This window comes from Acidovorax sp. GW821-FHT10A04, from assembly GCF_059415825.1.
Genome location: NZ_JBWKNZ010000003.1, coordinates 517,815 through 537,513 on the forward strand (window position 1 = coordinate 517,815; position 19,699 = coordinate 537,513).

Here is a 19,699-nt window from a genome sequence, read left to right on the forward strand (position 1 = left end):
CCTGGTGAGCGGATCAGCCTGCCAGCCAGGCCGGCTTGCGCTTTTGCAGGAAGGACTGCACGCCTTCGCGGCCTTCCTCGCTGGCGCGGATGTCGGCGATGCCCTGCACCGTGGCGTCGATCAGGCCGGCATTGATCTCGCGCTCGGCCACGTCGATCACCAGCTTCTTGCAGGCACGCACGGCCGCCGGGCTGGCACTGGTCAGCGCCTTGAGCAGCTCGGCCAGCTTGGCGTCGAGCGCCACGAAGTCCGGGTCGGCTGCCACCACCTCGTGCACGAAGCCGATGCGCAGTGCCTCGGCTGCGCTGAAACGCTCGGCCGTAAGGAAGTAGCGGTGCGCCGCGCGCGCACCCATGGCGCGGATCACATAGGGGCTGATGGTCGCGGGGATCAAGCCCAGCTTCACCTCGCTCAGGCAAAAGCCCGCCGTGTCCACCGCCACCGCCATGTCGCAGGCTGCCACCAGGCCCACACCACCCGCATACACGTCGCCCTGCACGCGCGCGATGGTGGGTTGGGGGCATTCGTAGATCACGCGCAGCATCTCGGCGAGCTTGCCGGCATCGGCCACGTTCTCGTCGCGCGTGTAGTCGGCCATGCGGCGCATCCAGTTGAGGTTGGCGCCCGCGCAGAAGGCCGGGCCCTCGGCCGCCAGCACCACGGCGCGCACGTCGGCGCGCGCGCCCACCTCGGTGAAGGCGGCCGTGATCTCGGCGATGACTTCGTCGCTGAAGGCGTTGCGGATCTCGGGCTGCGTGAGCGTGATGCGCGCCACCGCGCCTTCGTAGGCAATGGTCAGGTTGGAATTGCTCATGGTGCTTTGCCTGGGCTTACATACGGAACAGGCCGAACTTGGTGTCCTCGATCGGCGCATTGCGCGTGGCAGCCAGGCCCAGCGCCAGCACGCGGCGCGTGTCGGCCGGGTCGATCACGCCGTCGTCCCACAGGCGCGCGGTGGCGTAGTAGGGGTGGCCCTGGTCTTCGTACTGGCGGCGGATGGGGGCCTTGAAGGCTTCTTCCTCGTCGGCGCTCCACTGGCCGCCCTTGCCCTCGATGCCGTCGCGCTTGACGGTGGCCAGCACGCCGGCCGCCTGCTCGCCGCCCATGACGCTGATGCGCGCGTTGGGCCACATCCACAGGAAGCGCGGGCTGTAGGCGCGGCCGCACATGCCGTAGTTGCCGGCGCCGAAGCTGCCGCCGATGATGATGGTGAACTTGGGCACGGCGGCCGTGGCCACGGCCGTGACCATCTTCGCGCCGTTGCGCGCGATGCCCTCGTTCTCGTACTTGCGGCCGACCATGAAGCCGGTGATGTTCTGCAGGAACACCAGCGGGATCTTGCGCTGGCAGCACAGCTCGATGAAGTGCGCGCCCTTGAGCGCCGACTCGCTGAACAGGATGCCGTTGTTGGCGATGATGCCCACGGCCATGCCCTCGATGCGCGCGAAGCCCGTGACCAGCGTGGTGCCGTAGCGCGCCTTGAACTCGTCGAACTCGCTGCCGTCGACGATGCGGGCGATGATCTCGCGCACGTCGAAGGGCTTGCGCGTGTCCACGGGGATCACGCCATAGAGCTCTTCACCGGCAAACTTCGGCGGCAGCGGCGCGCTGTCGGCCGGCGATGCGGCCTTGGCCTTGTTGAGGTTGCGCACCGCATTGCGCGCCAGTTGCAGCGCATGCAGGTCGTTCTGTGCCAGGTGGTCGGCCACGCCCGACAGGCGCGTGTGCACGTCGCCGCCGCCCAGGTCCTCGGCCGTGACGACCTCGCCCGTGGCAGCCTTCACCAGCGGCGGGCCGCCCAGGAAGATGGTGCCCTGGTTCTTGACGATGATGGACTCGTCACTCATCGCCGGCACGTAGGCACCGCCCGCCGTGCAACTGCCCATGACCACGGCGATCTGCGAGATGCCCTGGGCGCTCATGTTGGCCTGGTTGAAGAAGATGCGGCCGAAGTGGTCGCGGTCGGGGAAGACCTCGTCCTGGTTGGGCAGGTTGGCGCCGCCCGAATCCACCAGGTAGATGCAGGTCAGGTGGTTCTGCTGCGCCACTTCCTGCGCGCGCAGGTGCTTCTTCACCGTGAGCGGGTAGTAGGTGCCGCCCTTCACCGTGGCGTCGTTGCACACGACCATGCAGTCCACGCCGCTCACGCGGCCGATGCCTGCGATCAGGCCGGCGCTGGGCGCATCGTTGTTGTACATGTTGAGCGCGGCCAGCGGCGCCAGCTCCAGGAAGGGCGTGCCCGGGTCCAGCAGCATCTGCACGCGCTCGCGCGGCAGCAGCTTGCCGCGTGCCGTGTGCTTGGCACGCGCGGCCTCGCCGCCGCCCTGGGCCACTTTGTCAAGGTGGCTGCGCAGGTCGTCGACCAGGGTGCGCATGGCGGCCGCGTTGGCCAGGAAATCGGCCGAGCGGGCGTTCAATTGGGTGTCTAGGATGGTCATGCAGCGAATCTCTTTCAAGCAGTCTTTTCTTCGGCCAGGCCCAGCTGGTCCTTCATCTCGTCGCGGATCCTGAACTTCTGGATCTTGCCGGTCACCGTCATCGGGAAGCCCGCGACGAAGCGGATGTAGCGCGGCACCTTGTAGTGGGCGATCTGGCCCTTGCAGAAGGCGCGCACGGCCTCCTCGGTCAGCTCCTGGCCGGGCTTGACCACGATCCAGGCGCACAGCTCCTCGCCGTACCGGGCATCGGGCACGCCCACCACCTGCACGTCCTGCACCTGCGGGTGGCGGTAGAGGAACTCCTCGATCTCGCGCGGGTAGATGTTCTCGCCGCCGCGGATCACCATGTCCTTGATGCGGCCCACGATGTTCACGTAGCCCTCGGCGTCCATGGTGGCCAGGTCGCCGGTGTGCATCCAGCCGTCGGCGTCGATGGCCTCGCGGGTCTTGGCCTCGTCGCCCCAGTAGCCGTGCATCACCGAATAGCCGCGCGTGCAGAACTCGCCGCGCTCGCCCACGGGCACGGTCGCGCCGGTGTCGGGATTCACGATCTTCACTTCCAGGTGCGGCTGCACCTGGCCCACGGTGGAGACGCGCTTGGCCAGTGGAGTCTCGGTGCTGCTCTGGCAGCTCACGGGGCTGGTCTCGGTCATGCCGTAGGCGATGGTGATCTCGGACAGGTGCATCTGCTCGACCACGCGCTTCATCACCTCGGTCGGACAGGGCGAGCCGGCCATGATGCCGGTGCGCAGGGTGGACAGGTCGAACTCGGCAAAGCGCGGGTGGTCCAGCTCGGCGATGAACATGGTGGGCACGCCGTGCAGGCCGGTGCAGCGCTCGTCCTGCACCGCCTGCAGCACCGTGAGCGGGTCGAAGCCGTCATTGGGGTAGACGATGGTCGCGCCATGCGTGAAGCAGGCCAGGTTGCCCAGCACCATGCCGAAGCAGTGGTACAGCGGCACAGGGATGCACAGCCGGTCTTCCGGCGTGAGGCGCATGCACTCGCCGATGAAGAAGCCGTTGTTCAGGATGTTGCGGTGCGTGAGCGTGGCGCCCTTGGGAAAACCCGTGGTGCCGCTCGTGAACTGGATGTTGATGGGGTCGGTGGCCTTGAGCCCCGCAGCCACCTCGGCCACGCGCGCATCGGCCGCGTCGCCGCGCGCCAGCAGGTCCGAAAAGCGCAGCAGGCCCGGCTCGTCGGCGCCCTGCCCGGCCTCGTCGATCCACACCACGGTATTCAGGTGCGGCAGCTTCACCGCGCCCAGGCGGCCCGGCTCCTGGCGCTGCCACTCGGGTGCCAGCTCGCGCAGCATGCCCAGGTAGTCGCTGGTCTTGAAGCGCGCCATGCTCACCAGCAGCCGGCAACCCACCTTGTTGAGCACGTACTCCACCTCGGAGGTGCGGTAGGCCGGGTTGATGTTGACCAGCACCAGGCCCACCTGCGCGGTGGCCAGCTGCATCAGCACCCATTCGGCATTGTTGTGCGACCAGATGCCCACGCGGTCGCCGGGCACCAGGCCCAGGCCCAGCAGGGCGCTGGCCAGGCGCCGGGCCTCGGCCTGCAGGCTGCGGTAGGTGTAGCGCCGCTGCTGGTGCACGCTGACCAGCGCCTCGCGCTCGGGCTGGCGCGCCACCATGGCATCGAAGAAGTCGCCCAGCGTCTGCTCGATCAAGGGCACGTCGGTCGCGCCAAGGGCCAGGCTGGTAGTCAGCGGGGCGGGGGAAGGCAGGGCTGCACCCATGTTCTTGTCTCCTTGCGTGTCGCACTCCCGCACAGCGAGTGAATGGCGGGGCGATGTGCAAGCATAGGAGCCTGCCACGGCCCCTGCTTGACACAAAGGTTGCAAATCGTGCCACACCTCGGGCACACTGGCACCCGTGAAATCCCCCGCCCTTGCGGCCCCTGAGGGCCTGCCCGCCCCCAAGACCGCGCCCGCCGCCACCCCCATCGCCTTCGTGCAGGCGATTGCACTCGCTTACAGGCGCCGCGGCATGAGCCCCGCCTGGGCGCTGGCCCAGGCACAGATTGCGCCCGGCCTGCTGTTCGACGAAGGCGCCCGCATCACCGCCTGGCAGATGGAGGAGATCTCGGGCGCGGCCATGCGCGAGCTCGACGACGAGGCCCTGGGCTGGTTCGGCCGGCGCCTGCCCTGGGGCAGCTACGGCATGCTGGCGCGCGCCTCCATCAGCTCGCCCGACCTGGGCGTGGCGCTCCAGCGCTGGTGCCGCCACCATGGCCTGCTGGCCGACGACATCACGCTGCGCCTGGCGCAGGCCGACAGCACGGCCACGCTGGCCATCGTGGAGAACCGCGACCTGGGCTCCCTGCGCGAGTTCTGCCTGGTCTCGGTGCTGCGCAATGCCCTGGGCCTGGGCTGCTGGATGGTGGATTCGCGCGTGCCGCTGCTGGCGGCCGAGTTCGCCTTTGCCGCGCCACCGCATGCCGAGGCCTATGCGGTGCTGTTCCCCGGGGGATCGGTGCGCTTCAACGCCCCACGGACGGCCATCCACTTCGACGCGCGCTACCTCAGCCTGCCCCTGCGGCGCGACGAGGCCGCGCTGCGCCAGATGCTGCAGCATGCGCTGCCGCTCACCGTGCTGCAGTACCGGCGCGACCGGCTGCTGGTGGCGCGCGTGCGCCAGCTGCTGGGCGCGCCCGTGCAGGGCCACCCGGGCCAGGCACTGGCATCGCACAGCGCCGAGTCGCTGGCGCACCTGCTGCATGTGTCGCCGCGCACGCTGCACCGCCAGCTCAAGGAGGAAGGGGCCACCCTGCAAGGCCTCAAGGACGAGGTGCGCCAGGCCCGTGCCATGGAGCTGCTGCACCGCAGCGACCGCCCCATCAAGCAGGTGGCCGAGGCGGCGGGCTTCGTCAACGAGAAGAGCTTCATCCGCGCCTTCAAGGGCTGGACCGGGCATTCGCCCGCCGAGTACCGGCGCCTGGCCCGCACGGCGGCGTGATCTGCAACCGCACTGGCAGCGTGGGGAACCCCGCTGCCGTGCCCGCGCACTACACTGGCCCACGATGCCGATGATCCACCTGTACCACTGCGTCAGCGCGCGCTCGTTCCGTCCCCTGTGGATGCTCGAAGAGCTGCAGCTGCCGTACTCGCTGCACATGCTGCCCTTTCCGCCCCGGCTGAAGGCGCGCAGCTTCCTGGAATTGAATCCGCTGGGCACCGTGCCCCTGCTGGTGCAGGGCGCCGTGCGCATGACCGAATCGGCCGCCATCTGCCAGTACCTGGCCGCGGCCCACCCCGATGCCGGGCTGGACGTGCGCGCCGTGGACCCGGCCTATGGCGCCTACCTCAACTGGCTGCACATGGGAGAGGCCACGCTGACCTTCCCCCAGACACTGGTGCTGCGCTACAGCCGCTTCGAGCCCCGGGGACGCCAGCAGCCCCAGGTGGTGGAAGACTACCGCCGCTGGTTCCTGGCCCGCCTGCGCGCGGTGGAAGCCGCCCTGGCCCATGGCGAGCACCTGTGCGCAGGCCGCTTCACCGCCGCCGATGTCTCGGTGGGTTATGCGCTGCTGCTGGCCGAGCACCTGGGCCTGTCGCCCGAGTTCGGCGAGCGCACGCTGCTGTACTGGCACCGCCTGCAGCAGCGCCCCGGCTACCAGCGCGCCATGGCCGCGCAGATCGAGGCCGCCGAGGAGCAGGACGTGCCTACCACACCCGCGCCCGACACCCGGCCCTGATCCCGCAGGTTCTGCTACGGACTTGCATTCGATCGTATGACCAGGCGGGGAGCCGCAGACAGTGCTTTGGCACGGCAAGGCGACCCAACGGCGTCAGACGGTTGAAGGCAGATCCGTGTCAGGGTTCGACCACATTGAACATGGGTTCGAACTCCTCGAGCATCGCCAGCAGGGCTTGGACCCGTGACAGATCTCCGGCCACGCCGACACGGCCCTCTGCGATCCCGCTGGCCAGGGCTGCGGCCACGCCCTCCCCCTGGGCCAGCAGCCGCGCCAGTTCTTCGTGGCTGACCGCGATGCAGGCATCCACGGCAATGTCCCCCTCCATGCGCCGGTAGGTCAGTGCCGCGTTGCCCAGGCTCAGCGACCAGTGCTCGCCGGTGTCGGTGACCCGCCAGCCCAGGTGCAGCACCTGGCCGCTGGCGCGTTCGGCCACCAGGCGCACGGCCAGGCAGTCGAGGAACATCTCCATCGGAACGGCCTTGAGCAGGTCATAGCCCAGGCTGCGCCGGGGGCCGGCGCGCACGCCATTGCGCAGTTCGCGTGCCGCCAGCAGGTAGGCATTGCGCCAGGTGGCGGACTCGCTGGCAAACCCGAGCTGCTCGAGCGCTGCGGCACACAGCGCGCGGGCGGCCTGGTGGGTCGGCTCGGCAAACACCAGGTGGGCCGTGACCTCGGCCACCCAGCGGTGCTCGCCGCGCTCGAAGTCGGCCTGCGCCCGTGCCAGCAGCGCCTGGGCGCCTCCCATGTAGTCGACATAGCGCGTGCCGGCGTCGACCGGCGGCAGCGCATGCAGGCGCGCCGGGTTGCCGTCGTACCAGCCCAGGTAGTGCTGCACCACGGCCTTGACGTTGTGCACCAGCGTGCCGTAGTAGCCCTGGGCATGCGTGACGCCCGCCAGCTCGGCCGGCAGGCGCAGCACCTCGGCGATCTCCACGGCGGTCTGGCCCTGGTTCATGAGGCGCACGGTCTGGTCGTGGGTGTACTTGTACAGGTCGCGCTGCTGGGCGATGAAGCGGCTCAGCTCCGCCTGGCCCCAGGTGGGCCAGTTGTGCTGGGCGAAGACCACATCGGCATGCTGCGCGAACTCGTGCAGCGCTTCGTCCAGGTAGCGTGACCACAGGCGCGCGTCGCGCACCTGGGCGCCGCGCAAGGGACACAGGTTGTGCATGCTGTGCTGGCCTATCTCGGCCAGGTTGAGCGCCCGCAGCCCGGGAAAGAAGAAGAACATCTCCGAAGGCGCCTCGCTTTCGGGGGCCAGGGCGAAGACGATCTCGATGCCGTCGATCACGTGGCGCTCGCGGTCCTTCTCGATGGTCAGCGTCGGCGGTATCAGCGTCACCGTGCCGTGCGGCAGGCTCTTGCCCAGGCCGCAGTCGACCTGGGCACAGACGCCGCGCGCCAGGGTGTGGCCGAACTGGAACTGCGAGCGCCGCGACATGGCGTTGCCGGCCACCATGTTCTCGGCCACGGTGTGCCAGACGAAGCCCGCGGGCGCGATGATGGGCACGCGCCGGCGGATCGCGTCCTGCTCGTCGATCACGCCGCGCACGCCACCGAAATGGTCCACGTGGCTGTGGCTGTAGACCACTGCGGTCACGGGCCGCTCGCCACGGTGCGCGCGGTAGATCCGCAGCGCGGCCTCGGCCGTCTCGGCACAGGTCAGCGGGTCGATGATGACCACGCCTGCGTCGCCTTCGATCAGCGTCATGTTGGCCAGGTCGAACCCGCGCACCTGGTAGATGCGCTCGGTGACCTGGAACAGGCCGTGCGCCAGGTTGCGCCGCGCATGCGCCCACAGGCCCGGGTGGACTGTGGGCGCCGGCTCGGCCTCGTCCAGGAACTCGTAGCCCGCCAGGGTCCAGACGATGCGGCCCGTGGCGTCGCGCACCTCGGCGTGGGGCCAGGTGGCGATGAAGCCCCGCGTCACGGGGTCTTGCCCAATGGGCTCAGGGTTGTGAGTGGTCTTGGGGGTAGTCATGTGATTGCCTTGATCAATCCAGTTGCGCGCCCGAGGTGCGCACCAGGCGCTCCCAGACCGGCAGGTCGGCCGCATAGCCCTGGCGGAACTGCTCGGCCGTGCTGCCCACGGCCAGCATGCCCAGCTGGGCAAAGCGCTTGCCCACCTCAGGGGTGGCCACGGCCTGCTGCACGGCCTGCTGCAGGCGCGCCACCACGGCCTGCGGTGTCGCTTGCGGCACGGCCAGGCCGAGCCAGCCCAGCACCCGGTACTCGGGATCGGCAAAGCCGGCCTCCGCGAAGGTGGGCACTGCGGGCAGCAGGGGCAGGCGCTGGCCGCCCGTGACGGCGAGCGCGCGCAGCTTGCCCGCATCCATGTAGGGCTTGGCGGAGATGGCACTGCCGATGGTGAAGCTCAGTTGCCCGCCCACCAGGTCCTGCAGCATGGGCGCCTCGCCCTTGTAGGCGATGTGGGCGATGGGCGCCTTCCAGCTCGATGCCATGTGCGCGCAGGCCAGGTGCGGGTACGAGCCCGCGCCCCACGAGCCGCAGTTGCCGCCATCGCCCTTGGCACGCAGGGCACGCTGCAGGTCGGCCACGCTCTGGGCCGGCGAGCTGGCGGGCACGAGCAGCAGCAGCGGCGACGTGGCCACCAGCGAGACCAGGCCCAGGTCCTTGCGCGGATCGTAGGGCAGCCTTGCATAGAGAAAGGGGTTGGTCAGCAGCGACTGGGTCAGGCCCACCAGCACGGTGTGGCCATCGGGTGCGGCCTTGGCCACCGTGCTGGTGCCCAGGATGCCGCTGGCGCCGGGCTTGTTGTCGACGATCACCGGCTGGCCCAGCAGGCGCGCCATCTGCTCCGCAAGGGAGCGGGCGACCACGTCGGTGCCGCCGCCCGCCGGGTAGGGAACGACCAGGGTCACGGGCTTGTGGGGAAAGTCCGCTGCCGGGGCTTGGGCCAGGGCGGCGGGCGCGGCCACCGCGGCGCATGCGGCCAGCAGGCCTGCCAAGGCCCAGCGGCGCGGGAAGGAAGGGATCGTCATGGCTTGTCTCCTTGTTTTGCAGGCATGCAGGCCATTCTCGACAGGCTTCAAATGAATATCCAATGCAAAATATGGTGTTTCTTTTTAAATAAACCGCAAAATGCAGCTGCGCCAGCTCCGCCACCTGATCGCCCTGGCCGAACAAGGCAGCTTCGGGCGCGCGGCCGAGGCGGTGCACCTGTCCCAGCCGGCGCTCTCGCGCAGCATCGACAACCTGGAGGAAGCCCTGCAGGCCAGGCTGGTGGACCGGGCCTATGGCCAGGTGCGTTTCACCACGGCGGGCGAACTGGTGCTGGCGCGCGCCAAGGCGCTGGTGGCCGATGCCGACCAGATCCCGCGCGACCTGCAGTTGCTGCAGGGCCTGGTGGTGGGCCAGCTGAGCGTGGGCCTGGGGCCGTTTGCCGCCGGGATGCTGGGTCGCCCCGTGCTGGCACACATGGCCCAGCGCCATCCGCAGCTGTCGATACGCATCGAGGTCGCCGATCCGAATGCGCTTGCCGAGCGCCTGCACCGCCGCCAGCTGGACCTGTTCATCGCCGACACGCGCGACCTGCAGCAGCAGCCGGGATTGCAACTCAAGCGCCTGCCCAACATCCCGGTGTCGTTCTTCGTGCGCACAGGGCATCCGCTGCTGGCCTTGCAGCCCGTGGCGCTGGACCAGGCCATGGACTACCCCGTCGCCGGCCCGAACCTGCCCAGCGGCGTGGCGGCGCACTTCGACGCCCAGGTGCAGCGCAAGGACCGCTCCTTCTTCAGCGTCGTCTGTGACGACCTGGGCACGCTGCAGCACCTGGCCCTGACCGCGAACGCGGTGATCCTCGCGCCGGAGCATGCGGCCGTCCACGATGGCGCCGGGTCGCTGGCGCGCCTGCCGATCCGCAGGCAGGCCCCCATGCAAACGCACTACAGCATCGTGTGGCTCACGCACCGCACCCTGTCGCCGGCGGCCCTGGCCTTCACGGGGCTGGTGCGCGCGATGATGGAGCCGGACCAACCGGCATGATTCCTCTGCCGCGCACCGGCTACTGCGGCGGTGCCTGGGGTGCGCGGTACACCGGCAGCGACTTCACCAGCGCCCGGAACTCGGGCGAGTGCCGCAGCACGCTGCCGCCGGCCTCGATCAGGTCCGTCACCTCGTGCTGCTCGATGGAAAACGCCGTGGGGATCTGCAAGAGGCGCGGGCGTGCCACATCGTCGGGCGAATCGCGCAGGTTGACCGGCACCACATGGATCTCGGCGTTCGGCGCGAACACGTCGCCGCCGGCATGCGGGTGGGTGGCCAGGGTCTTGCGCCACTGCTCTGTGATGTCGCGCAGGAACTCCTGCGTCTCGCGCGTGGCACGTGCGCCGGTGCCGAACAGCAGCGCATCGACTACCTGGAACATGTCGGGCACCTTGTCGCTGGTGTCGATGTTGAACGAGGGGTCGCGCTCGGCGTTCACCGTGATCAGCACCAGCTTGCGGATGCTCCCCGGCGGAATGCCCACCTCGCTGAAGCTTTCGCGCAGGCCGCCGCCTGCCAGGGCACGGTCGAGCAGGCGCTGCACGCCCAGGTTGTCCGACAGGCCCCCGTCCACGAGGTGGATGAAGGGCTTGCGCCGGGCGTCCAGGTAGCTCTGCTCGTGTGCCCGGTACAGCCGGGTGCGGTAGTCGCCGGCCGTGGCCCGTGCCAGGGCCGTGCCGACCGGCCGGTCGGTGCACTGGTCCGCATGGTTCTTGAGGGTCATGGGGCTGAGCAGCAGCGGCACGGCCGAGGAGGCGGCCACCGCGAAGGACAGCGGCACCGTGCGCAGGTCCGAGCAGATCAGCGCGAACTGGTCCCAGGTGAACTCGAAACCCGTGCCCAGCGACATGTCGGTGGCGGTGATGAACAGCTGCGGGTGGCGCGGGCGCTTTTCCACGTCGCCGAAGGTCTTGCCGGCATAGAGTTCATCGAGCCGGCGCGCCAGCAGGTGCGTGCGGCCGAGCCAGGGCGAAGTCAGGTCGATCAGATTGCCCGGGCGCAGGGCCTGGGTGATCAGGCTGTTCTGGAAGTTCTGGCGCAGGAACTCGTGCTCGAAGCGCGGCAGCCCATCGATGCCATGTGCCGCGTAGTAGGCGGCCACGATGCTGCCGCCCGAGACACCGCTGACCACGTCGGTGGCATCGAGCAGCGTGGTGCGCTGGCCGTTCCATTCGAACACCGTGTTCTGCATCTCGGTGAGCACGCCAAAACCGAAGGCCGCCGCGCGCGCGCCGCCGCCCGAGAGCGTGACCGCCACCAGGATGCTCGGATCGCGCTGGGACGGCCGCTGCGTGACCGACTGCTCCGCCAGGGGCATGGGCTCGTTGATCCAGGGCCGCACGGACGAACACCCGGCCAGCACAACCACCAATGCCGCCCCCACCCCACGCACCATCGATTGCAGTGTTGCCACAGGCTCCCCCTCCCGGCGCGGCAGGAATGCGCGCTCTGCGGGGGAGTTTAAGAGAAGGCTGCGCGCTTGCGTGCCCGCTTGCCCCCTCGGGTGGCTCAGCAGCCCAGCAGGGCCGGCAGCTCGGTCATGCTGCGGAATACCTGTGACGCCCCCGCCGCGCGCAGGGCCTCATCGCCCATGCCCAGGGGTGAGTAGGCGAACACCGTGGCGCCCGCGGCCACGCCGGCCGTCACCCCAATGGTGGTGTCCTCGACCACCGCGCAGCGCGTGGGGTCGGCCTGCAGCGCGGCGGCCGCTGCCAGGTACACGTCGGGCGCGGGCTTGGTGTGGGGCACCTCGTGGCCGCTGAAGATGCGGCCCTGAAAGTACGGCATGAGCCCCACCTTGACCAGCTGCATCTCCACCTTGAAGCGGTCGGCCCCCGAGGCGCAGGCGATGCGCCCGCCGTGGTGGGCATGCACGCGCTCGATGGCGGGGTGGATGTGTTCGATGGCCACCAGGTGCAGGTCCAGCTCGGCATTGCGCCGGGCGTAGAAGCTGGCCATCCACTCATCGGTCAGGGGCTTGCCGGTTTCGGCCTCGATACGGGCCGTGGCGCTGCGCACCGTGCGGCCGATGAAATAGTCCATGCACTCTTCGTGCGTGATGGCCCAGCCCGCTTCGTTGAGCATGGTGCGCAGCACACCGTTGGTGATGTGCTCGCTGTCGACGAGCACGCCGTCGCAGTCGAACAGAATGGCTTCAAAGGTCATGGGTCAAGGCTCACAAAAAGAGAAGGATGGCGGTCACTGCTGGTCACCATCGACATAGAACCAGCGCCCGCCCTCGCGCACGAAGCGGCTGGTCTCGTGCAGGCGCACGGCGCGGCCGCCGACTCGGTAGCGGGCGACGAACTCGACTTCGGCCGTGTCCTCGCCCGTGCTGCGCTGGCTGCGCACCGCCAGGCCCAGCCAGCGGGCGCCGGGGTCGAAGTCGAGCTGCGCGGGCCGGGTGCGTGCATGCCAGGTGGCCTGCAGGTAGTCGGCGCGCTCCAGCACGAAGGCACTGTAGCGCGAGCGCATGAGGTGTTGCGCATCGGGCGCGGGCGTGGTGTCGAAGTGCTCCACATAACGGCCACAGCAGTCGGCGTAGGCCAGGGGCTTCTGGCGCGCGTTGAGCTGGCCGCAAGGGCAGGCGGTGTTGTCGGAAGACGCCATGGCGAAGCCTTTCAGCGCAGTGCTCCGAACACTTTTTTGGCCAGGGCGCTACCGGCCGCTGCGGGGTTCTGGCGGATGGCGCGCTCTTCCTCGCCGATCATGAGGTACAGGCCGTCGAGCGTGCGCCCGGTGACGTACTGCGCCAGGTTGGCGTCCTCGGCCTTGAGCAGGCCGAAGCTGGCGGCCTTGCCGGCAAAGGCGTTGTACTTCTGCGTGAGGCCGACCTTCTCGGTGGCCTGGTTCACCACGGGCAGGAAGCGCTCGCCCAGCGGGGCCCGCGTCTTCTCTGCAAAGAAGGCCGTCACCGAGGTGTCGCCCCCGGTCAGGATATTGCGGGCGTCGGTCACGGTCATGCTCTGGACGGCCTGCACCAGCAAATCCTTGCCCAGTGGCACGGCGGCTTCGGCGGCACGGTTGAGGGAGGTAACCAGCTCGTCGATGCGCCGCCCCTGGCCCAGCGACTTCAGAAGCTTGGCGGCATCATCGAGCTGCCCCGGCAGGCCAATGCGCACCCGGGGGTTGCCCAGGAAGCCGTCGGGGCGGCCCAGCGAGGCAACGGCCGCCTGCACGCCCTGGGACAGGGCGGCCTTGAGCCCGCCCGAGGTGTCGGCGGCCGACAGATCGGCCAGCGACAGGGCATGCGCCCGGTTGGCAACGGCCAGCAGCATGGCGCCCAGGGCCCCCGCGCTGGCATGGTGGTGGAATTCGCGACGCAGCATGCGTGGTATCTCTCTCTGGTCTGACACAAGGAACGGCAAGGTCCGATTTTCGCCCACGCGCAGACCCCGTAGACTGGCACCCACGGATATCCATGTCCGAGGAGTCGAACCATGTGGGAAATGAGCGTGCCCTGGTGGGAGTTTGTGCTGCGCGGGATCCTGGTCTACGTGTTCCTGCTGGTCTTCCTGCGGCTCACGGGCAAGCGCCAGACGGGGCAGTACGCACCGTTCGACCTGGTGCTGCTGCTGATCCTGTCCAATGCCGTGCAGAACTCGATGAACGCGGGCGACAACTCCCTGGTCGGCGGGCTGATCTCGGCCAGCACGCTCATGGGCTGCCATGTGGTGCTGGCCAACCTGACCTTCCGTTTCGGGTGGCTGGAGCGCCTGATCGACGGCACGCCGCGCGTGCTGGTGGACAAGGGCCAGGTGCATACCGAGCTGATGCACAAGGAACTGCTGTCCACCGACGACCTGGAGGCCGCGCTGCGCGCCGGCGGCTGCCTGCACGTGCACGAGGTGGAGCGCGCCACCATCGAGACCAACGGGCAGATCACCGTGGTGCTGCGCAAGCGCGACAGCGCGGGTTGATCGATCCGGCAGTGGGCGGTGCCGAGCGAGAGCAGGCCCTCAAGGTATCCGGATGTAGCAGACCTGCCTGCGCCTCCCCGCAGCGACTGTGCACGCGCATGCCAACCCTACCTGGGTAGGGTTGGCGCCGCAGCCATCTTGCGGAACACTTGGCAGAATTTGCCCTCTCTGCGGGTTTCACACCACCGAATGTCTTCCACGCCCCCCTACGCCATCATCCTGGACGACCACCCCCTGGTGGCACGTGGGGTGGCCGAGTTTCTGCGCTCGCTGCGCCCGGACATGGAGATGCGGCTGGCCACCGACGCAGCCGACTGCCTGCAGCAGGTGGCGACCCATGGCGCACCGGCGCTGGCCCTCATCGATTTCTGGCTGGCGGAAGGCGCAGCGCTGGGCCTGATCGCCCAGCTGCGGGCCAGTTGCCCCGGCACGGCCATTGCCGTCATGAGCGGCGACGACGACCCGCTCCTGAGCGAACGCGCGCGCGCGAGCGGTGCGCACGGCTTCCTGCACAAGCAGGACAGCCCGAACACCTTTGCCCAGGCCGTGCATGCGCTGCTGGGCGGCCTGACCTGGTTCGTTCCGGCCGGGCGCGTGCAACCCGGCGGCCTGCGCAGCCGCGAGCTGCCCGTGACCCCGGCCGAGCTGGGCCTGTCCACCCGCCAGGGCGAAATCCTCGCCCTGGTGCTGCTGGGCCAGCCCAACAAGCGCATCGCGCTGGACCTGGCCTTGTCGGAAAGCACGGTCAAGGAGCATGTCACCGCCATCCTGCAGCGCCTGGGTGCACGCAACCGCATCGAGGCCATCACCCAATTGCGCGGGCGCAGGCTGGTGCTGGCCACAGGGCCTGCGGGCTGATGGCCTCGCCTGCGGCAGCACCACCGGCCGAGGGGTCCGACGACGCCCCCATCAGCATGGAGGGGCAGGCCCGCCTGCTGCAGATGACCTTCGGCTTCCTGCTCACCAGCATCTTCGTGCTGCCGCTGGTGTCGCTGGCGCTCACGCTGTTCTACGCGCAGGGGCACGATGCACGGTGGATGTGGGTGTGGTGCGGCTTCTACGCCCTGTTCGCGCTGGTGATGTCCGTGCAGCGGCGCCTGCACCTGCGCGACCGCAAGCGCCTGGATGCCCAGGCCATGGTGCGCAAGTGGAAGCCCCGGCTCGAAGCATGCGCCTTGCTGCACGGCGCCGGCATCACCGCGCCCATGGCCATCGTGGCCGGCCATGCGGACTATGACTTTGCCTTGCTGCTGCTGGTGACCAATGCCGCCATCGTGGTCGGCAATGCCACCCTCCAGACGCCCGTGCTCAGCGTGTTCATGCGCCTGTACATGGCGGGCTGGAATGCATCGCTGCCCCTGCTGGTCTGGGTGTTTCCGGGGCACTGGCATGCCGTCCTGCCGTTGGCGCTGCTGTTCAGCCTGGCCATCTACCGCCACTCCAACGCGACGCACCGCTTCTTCGTGCAGCAGGTGCGGCTGGAAGAGCGCGGCGCGCAGCTGGCTGCGCGCTACCTGGCGGCGCGCGACGAAGCCCAGGCCGCCCTGGAAGAGAAGAACCGCTTTCTGAGCACCGCCGCGCACGACCTGCGCCAGCCCGTGCACGCCATGGGGCTGCTGGCCGCGGCCATTGCCCGGCGCAACCACGACCCGGGCCTGTCCGCCCCGCTGGCCGACCTGCAGCGCAGCGTGCACTCGGTCAACCGGATGTTCAACTCGCTGCTGGACCTCTCGCGCATCGAAGGCGGCCATGTGGCCGTGCACGCCGTACCGGTGGCCCTGGAGGCCCTCTTCGGCGACGTGCTCACGCTGTTTCGCGAGGAGGCGCGCACGCGCGGGCTGCAGCTGCGCGTGCGCCCGCCGGGTCCCCAGGCCGCCGTGCTGGCCGATGCGGACCTGCTGCGCCAGTCGGTCGTGAACCTGGTGCACAACGCACTGCGCTACACCTTGCGCGGCGGCGTGCTGCTCACCGCGCGCCGGCGCCGCGGGGGCTGGCAGATCGAGGTCTGGGACACCGGCGTGGGCGTGGCCCTGGAGGACCAGCTGCGCATCTACACACCGTTCTACCGCCCGCAGCACGCCTGGAACATCGGCAACGACGGCCATGGCCTCGGCCTGGCCGTGGTGGCACGCTGCGCCAAGCTGATGGGCGCCGACTACGGGCTCGCATCGCGCCTGGGCAGGGGATCGCGGTTCTGGCTGCACCTGCCCGCGGCCACCCTGGTCGCCAGCCACGCCCTGCCTGCCCGCCACAGCGGCCTGGCATGGGACGCCGGCGGTGGCAGCCCGCCTGACCTGGGTTCGCTGTCAGGCACCTGCCTGGTCATCGACGACGACCCGCAGGTGGCGACTGCCTGGGCCGCGCTGTTGCAGGCCTGGGGCATCAGCGCCCGCTTCGCCAGCTGCGCCAGCGAGGCCTGGGCGCTGGTGGACACGGGCTTCACCCCAGGGGCCATTCTGTGCGACCAGCGCCTGCGCTCGGGCGAGAGCGGCTTTGACATCCTGCGCGCGCTGATGGCGCACTGCCCCGGCGCCTACGGTGCCATGGTCAGCGGAGAACTGCACTCGCCCGAGCTGCAGGAAGCCGAGAGCGAGGGCTACCTGGTGCTGCCCAAGCCGCTCGACGTGGTCCGGCTGCATGCCCTGCTGGCCCAGTGGCTGGAACCCCGGCACGGCCGCTGACGGGAGGCATGGCACATGGACATGTCAGAGCAAGCGCTGGACACCCCCACGCCCACCGACGCAGGCCGCCTGCGGCTGCTGAGCGCCGCCTTTGCGCGCCTGCGCCTGAGCATGGCGGCCATGCCCGCCATGGGTTTTCTGTTCGGAGGGCTGCTGGCCTGGCTGGGCGGCAACCCGCGCGGCTTCTTCGTCTGGGGCGCGCTGTACCTGCCGGCCCTGTGGTACGCATGGCACCTGCTGCGCCGCTACCGCCGCGAGCAGCTCGAACACCCGCCCGCCGACCTGCTCGCGGCCTGGCAGCCCCGTGTGCAGCGGCTGGCGCTGGCCCATGGCGTGGCGCTGGCATCGACCGTGGTCCTGCCCATGGGCACTGCCAGCTACGACTTCATGCTGCTGGTGTACGCCGCCCTGATGGGTACGGTGGCTGTCAACGCCGCCCAGATGTCGGCCTCGTGGCGGGTCTACCGGGCATTCTTCTTCGGCATGGGCGGCAGCCTCGTGCTGATGCCCTGGGCCTTCGAGAGCCATTGGTACTTCACCCTGCCCATCGCCCTGGTGATGATGGTGGTGATCTACCGCAGCGCCATCCACTCGCACCGCTTCTTCGTGCGCCAGGTGGCGCTCGAAGAGCACAGCCGGGACCTGGCGGAACGCTACCGCCAGGCCAGCAGCGCGGCCGAGATGGCGCTGGCCGAGAAGAACCGCTTCTTGAGCACCGCCGCGCACGACCTGCGCCAGCCCGTGCACGCCATGGGCCTGCTGGCCGAGGCCATTGCCCTGCACGGCAAGGACATCCCGCGGCTGGAGGGTCTGCTCACGCAGTGGCGGCTCAGCATGCGCTCGGTGAGCCACATGTTCGATGCCCTGCTGGACCTGTCGCGCATCGAATCGGGCGCGGTGGAGTTGCGGCCCGCTGCGCTGCCGCTCCAGGGGCTGTTCGACGACATCCACACCCAGTTTGCAGCCGAAGCCGGCGCGCGCCGCCTGGCCCTGCGGCTGCACCGGCCGCCGCCCCATGCCACCGTGCTGGCCGACCCGGCGCTGGCGCGGCAGTCATTGGCCAACCTGGTGCACAACGCGCTGCGCTACACACCGCACGGCGGCGTGCTGGTGGGCGCTCGGCAGCGCGGCAGGCACTGGCGCATCGAGGTATGGGACACCGGGGTCGGTGTCGCCCTGGAAGAACAGGGCCAGATCTACCAGGCCTTCTACCGCCCCCACCACGCATGGCAGCTGCACCGCAGCGGCCACGGCCTGGGACTGGCCGTGGTGGCCCGCTGCGTGGCGCTGATGGGCGCCCGGCAGGGCCTTCGATCCCGGCTCGGCAAGGGATCGTGCTTCTGGGTCGAGCTGCCGGCCGCCGAAGCGCCCTCGCTGACGGCGCAGCTGGCGCCGCTGGGCGCGCAAGGGCACCACGGCCCGCTGCCAGGGCGCTGCCTGGTGCTCGACGATGACCCGCATGTGCTGGGCGCCTGGGCGGCCCTGCTCGGTACCTGGGAGGTGGAGGTGCGCCTGGCCTCCAACGCAGGCGAGGCCTTCGCCCACATCGAAGCCGGGTTCACGCCGCAGGCCATCCTGTGCGACCAGCGACTGCGCTCCGGCGAAAGCGGCTTCGAGGTGCTGCTGGCGCTGCTGGAGCGCTGCCCCGACGCCCATGGCGCCATGGTCAGCGGCGAGTTCGACGCCCCCGAGCTGCAGGAGGCCGACGCCCAGGGCTACCTGGTCCTGCGCAAGCCGGTCGACGCCGACACCCTGCATGCCCTGCTCGCACAGTGGCTGCGGCAGCCTGGCAACTGATGCCGTACGGCACGCTCAGGCCAAGGCGCGCTGGATGATGATTTTCTGCACGTCGCTCGTGCCCTCGTAGATCTGGCACACGCGCACGTCGCGGTAGACGCGCTCCACCGGGAAGTCGTTCACCACGCCATAGCCGCCCAGGGTCTGGATGGCGGCGCTGCAGACGCGCTCGGCCATCTCGCTGGCGAACAGCTTGGCCATGGCCGCCTCCTTGAGGCAGGGGCGGCCCGCATCGCGCAGCGCGGCGGCATGCCAGATGAGCTGGCGCGCGGCCTCGATCTGCGTGGCGCATTCGGCCAAGCGAAACCCCACTGCCTGGTGGTTGAAGATGGCAGTGCCGAAGCTCTCGCGCTCCTTGGAGTAGGCCAGCGCCGCATCGAAGGCGCTGCGCGCCATGCCCACGCTTTGCGCGGCGATGCCGATGCGCCCGCCTTCGAGCGCACCGAGCGCGATCTTGTAGCCCTCGCCCTCGGCACCGATCAGGTTCTCGGCCGGAATGCGGCAGTTGTCGAAGTTGATCTGCGCCGTGTCGCTGCTGTGCTGGCCCAGCTTGTCTTCGAGCCGCGCCACCACGTAGCCAGGGTTGTCGGTGGGCACGAGGAAGGCGCTCATGCCCTTCTTGCCCGCGCCCTTGTCGGTCACGGCGATGACGATGGCCACATGGCCGTTCTTGCCGCTGGTGATGAACTGCTTGACGCCGTTGATCACGTAGTCGCCGCCCTGGCGCACAGCGGTGGTGCGCAGTGCGGAGGCGTCCGAGCCCACATGCGGCTCGGTCAGGCAGAAGGCGCCCAGCATGCGGCCCTGGGCCAGCGGCGTGAGCCAGTCCTTCTTCTGCTGCGCATTGCCATAGCGCATGAGGATGGCGTTGACGGGGCAGTTGGTCACGCTGATGGCGGTGCTGGTGCCGCCGTCGCCCGCGGCGATTTCTTCGAGCACCAGGGCCAGGGTCACATAGTCGAGGTTGGCGCCGCCCAGCTCTTCGGGCACGCAGATGCCGTAGGCGCCCAGCGCCGCCAGGCCCTGGTGCGCCTCCTTCGGGAAGTGGTGCTCCTTGTCCCAGCGCGCCGCGTGGGGCCACAGCTCGGCCTGCGCGAAATCGCGCACGGCGTCGCGGATCATTTCCTGGTCTTGGGTCAGCAGCATGGAGTCTCCGGA

Annotated in this window: 17 protein-coding genes; 7 read left to right on the forward strand and 10 right to left on the reverse strand. The window is 69.5% G+C overall.

Annotated features, from left to right (window positions below; translation table 11 throughout):
• Window positions 1-13: 13 nt before the first annotated feature.
• Genes AC07PF_RS10070 through AC07PF_RS10080 form a run of 3 tightly spaced genes read right to left on the reverse strand, consistent with a single transcriptional unit; the run spans window position 14 to window position 4,180 of the window.
• Window positions 14-814 (reverse strand): enoyl-CoA hydratase/isomerase family protein, encoded by an 801-nt coding sequence (locus AC07PF_RS10070; RefSeq protein WP_494611736.1) that lies wholly within the window; start codon window positions 812-814, stop codon window positions 14-16.
• 16 nt (window positions 815-830) lie between these two features.
• Window positions 831-2,438 carry a carboxyl transferase domain-containing protein gene (locus AC07PF_RS10075; protein WP_494605337.1) on the reverse strand — a complete coding sequence of 536 codons (1,608 nt, stop codon included), beginning with the start codon at window positions 2,436-2,438 and terminating at the stop codon, window positions 831-833.
• A gap of 14 nt (window positions 2,439-2,452) precedes the next feature.
• Window positions 2,453-4,180: an AMP-binding protein gene (locus AC07PF_RS10080; RefSeq protein WP_494611737.1), complete on the reverse strand. Its 1,728-nt coding sequence runs from the start codon at window positions 4,178-4,180 to the stop codon at window positions 2,453-2,455.
• A 136-nt stretch (window positions 4,181-4,316) separates the two neighbouring features.
• On the opposite strand from AC07PF_RS10080, the gene AC07PF_RS10085 reads away from it, so the two are divergent.
• Window positions 4,317-5,399 carry an AraC family transcriptional regulator gene (locus tag AC07PF_RS10085; RefSeq protein ID WP_494605333.1) on the forward strand — a complete coding sequence of 361 codons (1,083 nt, stop codon included), beginning with the start codon at window positions 4,317-4,319 and terminating at the stop codon, window positions 5,397-5,399.
• Window positions 5,400-5,469: 70 nt separating this feature from the next.
• Complete coding sequence (locus AC07PF_RS10090) at window positions 5,470-6,138, forward strand: glutathione S-transferase family protein (RefSeq protein WP_494611752.1); 669 nt, start codon at window positions 5,470-5,472, stop codon at window positions 6,136-6,138.
• Between the two features lie 118 nt (window positions 6,139-6,256).
• Here the strand turns inward: AC07PF_RS10090 and AC07PF_RS10095 are convergent, their stop codons facing one another.
• Both AC07PF_RS10095 and AC07PF_RS10100 read right to left on the reverse strand, forming a co-directional pair.
• Complete coding sequence (locus AC07PF_RS10095) at window positions 6,257-8,119, reverse strand: alkyl/aryl-sulfatase (RefSeq protein ID WP_494611738.1); 1,863 nt, start codon at window positions 8,117-8,119, stop codon at window positions 6,257-6,259.
• Window positions 8,120-8,132: 13 nt separating this feature from the next.
• The gene (locus AC07PF_RS10100) at window positions 8,133-9,140 is read right to left on the reverse strand and encodes a Bug family tripartite tricarboxylate transporter substrate binding protein (protein ID WP_494611739.1); all 1,008 of its coding nucleotides are present in this window, start codon (window positions 9,138-9,140) and stop codon (window positions 8,133-8,135) included.
• A gap of 100 nt (window positions 9,141-9,240) precedes the next feature.
• On the opposite strand from AC07PF_RS10100, the gene AC07PF_RS10105 reads away from it, so the two are divergent.
• Window positions 9,241-10,143, forward strand: coding sequence for a LysR family transcriptional regulator (locus AC07PF_RS10105; RefSeq protein ID WP_494611740.1), 903 nt, complete (start codon window positions 9,241-9,243; stop codon window positions 10,141-10,143).
• A 19-nt stretch (window positions 10,144-10,162) separates the two neighbouring features.
• On the opposite strand, the gene AC07PF_RS10110 is transcribed toward AC07PF_RS10105, so the two are convergent.
• The 4 genes from AC07PF_RS10110 to AC07PF_RS10125 all read right to left on the reverse strand — a co-directional run bounded on the left by AC07PF_RS10110 (window position 10,163) and on the right by AC07PF_RS10125 (window position 13,472).
• Entirely contained in the window at window positions 10,163-11,557 is a 1,395-nt protein-coding gene (locus tag AC07PF_RS10110) for a patatin-like phospholipase family protein (protein WP_494611741.1), read from the reverse strand.
• 95 nt (window positions 11,558-11,652) lie between these two features.
• Window positions 11,653-12,309 carry an HAD family hydrolase gene (locus tag AC07PF_RS10115; protein WP_007860670.1) on the reverse strand — a complete coding sequence of 219 codons (657 nt, stop codon included), beginning with the start codon at window positions 12,307-12,309 and terminating at the stop codon, window positions 11,653-11,655.
• A gap of 33 nt (window positions 12,310-12,342) precedes the next feature.
• Window positions 12,343-12,753: a YchJ family protein gene (locus AC07PF_RS10120; RefSeq protein WP_494611742.1), complete on the reverse strand. Its 411-nt coding sequence runs from the start codon at window positions 12,751-12,753 to the stop codon at window positions 12,343-12,345.
• An 11-nt stretch (window positions 12,754-12,764) separates the two neighbouring features.
• Window positions 12,765-13,472 (reverse strand): DUF4197 domain-containing protein, encoded by a 708-nt coding sequence (locus AC07PF_RS10125; protein WP_494611743.1) that lies wholly within the window; start codon window positions 13,470-13,472, stop codon window positions 12,765-12,767.
• Window positions 13,473-13,583: 111 nt separating this feature from the next.
• On the opposite strand from AC07PF_RS10125, the gene AC07PF_RS10130 reads away from it, so the two are divergent.
• The 4 genes from AC07PF_RS10130 to AC07PF_RS10145 all read left to right on the forward strand — a co-directional run bounded on the left by AC07PF_RS10130 (window position 13,584) and on the right by AC07PF_RS10145 (window position 18,541).
• Window positions 13,584-14,063 carry a DUF421 domain-containing protein gene (locus tag AC07PF_RS10130; RefSeq protein WP_007860664.1) on the forward strand — a complete coding sequence of 160 codons (480 nt, stop codon included), beginning with the start codon at window positions 13,584-13,586 and terminating at the stop codon, window positions 14,061-14,063.
• Window positions 14,064-14,252: 189 nt separating this feature from the next.
• Complete coding sequence (locus AC07PF_RS10135) at window positions 14,253-14,921, forward strand: response regulator transcription factor (protein ID WP_145695946.1); 669 nt, start codon at window positions 14,253-14,255, stop codon at window positions 14,919-14,921.
• Window positions 14,921-16,744 carry a sensor histidine kinase gene (locus AC07PF_RS10140; protein WP_494611744.1) on the forward strand — a complete coding sequence of 608 codons (1,824 nt, stop codon included), beginning with the start codon at window positions 14,921-14,923 and terminating at the stop codon, window positions 16,742-16,744. Before AC07PF_RS10135 ends, AC07PF_RS10140 begins: the two co-directional genes overlap by 1 nt.
• Window positions 16,745-16,759: 15 nt before the next feature.
• Complete coding sequence (locus AC07PF_RS10145; protein ID WP_494611745.1) at window positions 16,760-18,541, forward strand: ATP-binding protein; 1,782 nt, start codon at window positions 16,760-16,762, stop codon at window positions 18,539-18,541.
• A gap of 15 nt (window positions 18,542-18,556) precedes the next feature.
• On the opposite strand, the gene AC07PF_RS10150 is transcribed toward AC07PF_RS10145, so the two are convergent.
• Window positions 18,557-19,687, reverse strand: coding sequence for an acyl-CoA dehydrogenase family protein (locus tag AC07PF_RS10150; protein WP_494611746.1), 1,131 nt, complete (start codon window positions 19,685-19,687; stop codon window positions 18,557-18,559).
• Between the last annotated feature and the right edge of the window lie 12 nt (window positions 19,688-19,699).

What these genes read in the sequence shown, in the direction of transcription:
- AC07PF_RS10135 (WP_145695946.1), top strand. Translation starts at nt 14,253, where the DNA reads ATGTCTTCCACGCCCCCCTACGCCATCATCCTGGACGACCACCCCCTG.
- AC07PF_RS10100 (WP_494611739.1), bottom strand. Translation starts at nt 9,140, where the DNA reads ATGACGATCCCTTCCTTCCCGCGCCGCTGGGCCTTGGCAGGCCTGCTG.
- AC07PF_RS10130 (WP_007860664.1), top strand. Translation starts at nt 13,584, where the DNA reads ATGTGGGAAATGAGCGTGCCCTGGTGGGAGTTTGTGCTGCGCGGGATC.
- AC07PF_RS10095 (WP_494611738.1), bottom strand. Translation starts at nt 8,119, where the DNA reads ATGACTACCCCCAAGACCACTCACAACCCTGAGCCCATTGGGCAAGAC.
- AC07PF_RS10105 (WP_494611740.1), top strand. Translation starts at nt 9,241, where the DNA reads ATGCAGCTGCGCCAGCTCCGCCACCTGATCGCCCTGGCCGAACAAGGC.
- AC07PF_RS10075 (WP_494605337.1), bottom strand. Translation starts at nt 2,438, where the DNA reads ATGACCATCCTAGACACCCAATTGAACGCCCGCTCGGCCGATTTCCTG.
- AC07PF_RS10080 (WP_494611737.1), bottom strand. Translation starts at nt 4,180, where the DNA reads ATGGGTGCAGCCCTGCCTTCCCCCGCCCCGCTGACTACCAGCCTGGCC.
- AC07PF_RS10070 (WP_494611736.1), bottom strand. Translation starts at nt 814, where the DNA reads ATGAGCAATTCCAACCTGACCATTGCCTACGAAGGCGCGGTGGCGCGC.
- AC07PF_RS10145 (WP_494611745.1), top strand. Translation starts at nt 16,760, where the DNA reads ATGGACATGTCAGAGCAAGCGCTGGACACCCCCACGCCCACCGACGCA.
- AC07PF_RS10150 (WP_494611746.1), bottom strand. Translation starts at nt 19,687, where the DNA reads ATGCTGCTGACCCAAGACCAGGAAATGATCCGCGACGCCGTGCGCGAT.
- AC07PF_RS10115 (WP_007860670.1), bottom strand. Translation starts at nt 12,309, where the DNA reads ATGACCTTTGAAGCCATTCTGTTCGACTGCGACGGCGTGCTCGTCGAC.
- AC07PF_RS10090 (WP_494611752.1), top strand. Translation starts at nt 5,470, where the DNA reads ATGATCCACCTGTACCACTGCGTCAGCGCGCGCTCGTTCCGTCCCCTG.
- AC07PF_RS10125 (WP_494611743.1), bottom strand. Translation starts at nt 13,472, where the DNA reads ATGCTGCGTCGCGAATTCCACCACCATGCCAGCGCGGGGGCCCTGGGC.
- AC07PF_RS10140 (WP_494611744.1), top strand. Translation starts at nt 14,921, where the DNA reads ATGGCCTCGCCTGCGGCAGCACCACCGGCCGAGGGGTCCGACGACGCC.
- AC07PF_RS10120 (WP_494611742.1), bottom strand. Translation starts at nt 12,753, where the DNA reads ATGGCGTCTTCCGACAACACCGCCTGCCCTTGCGGCCAGCTCAACGCG.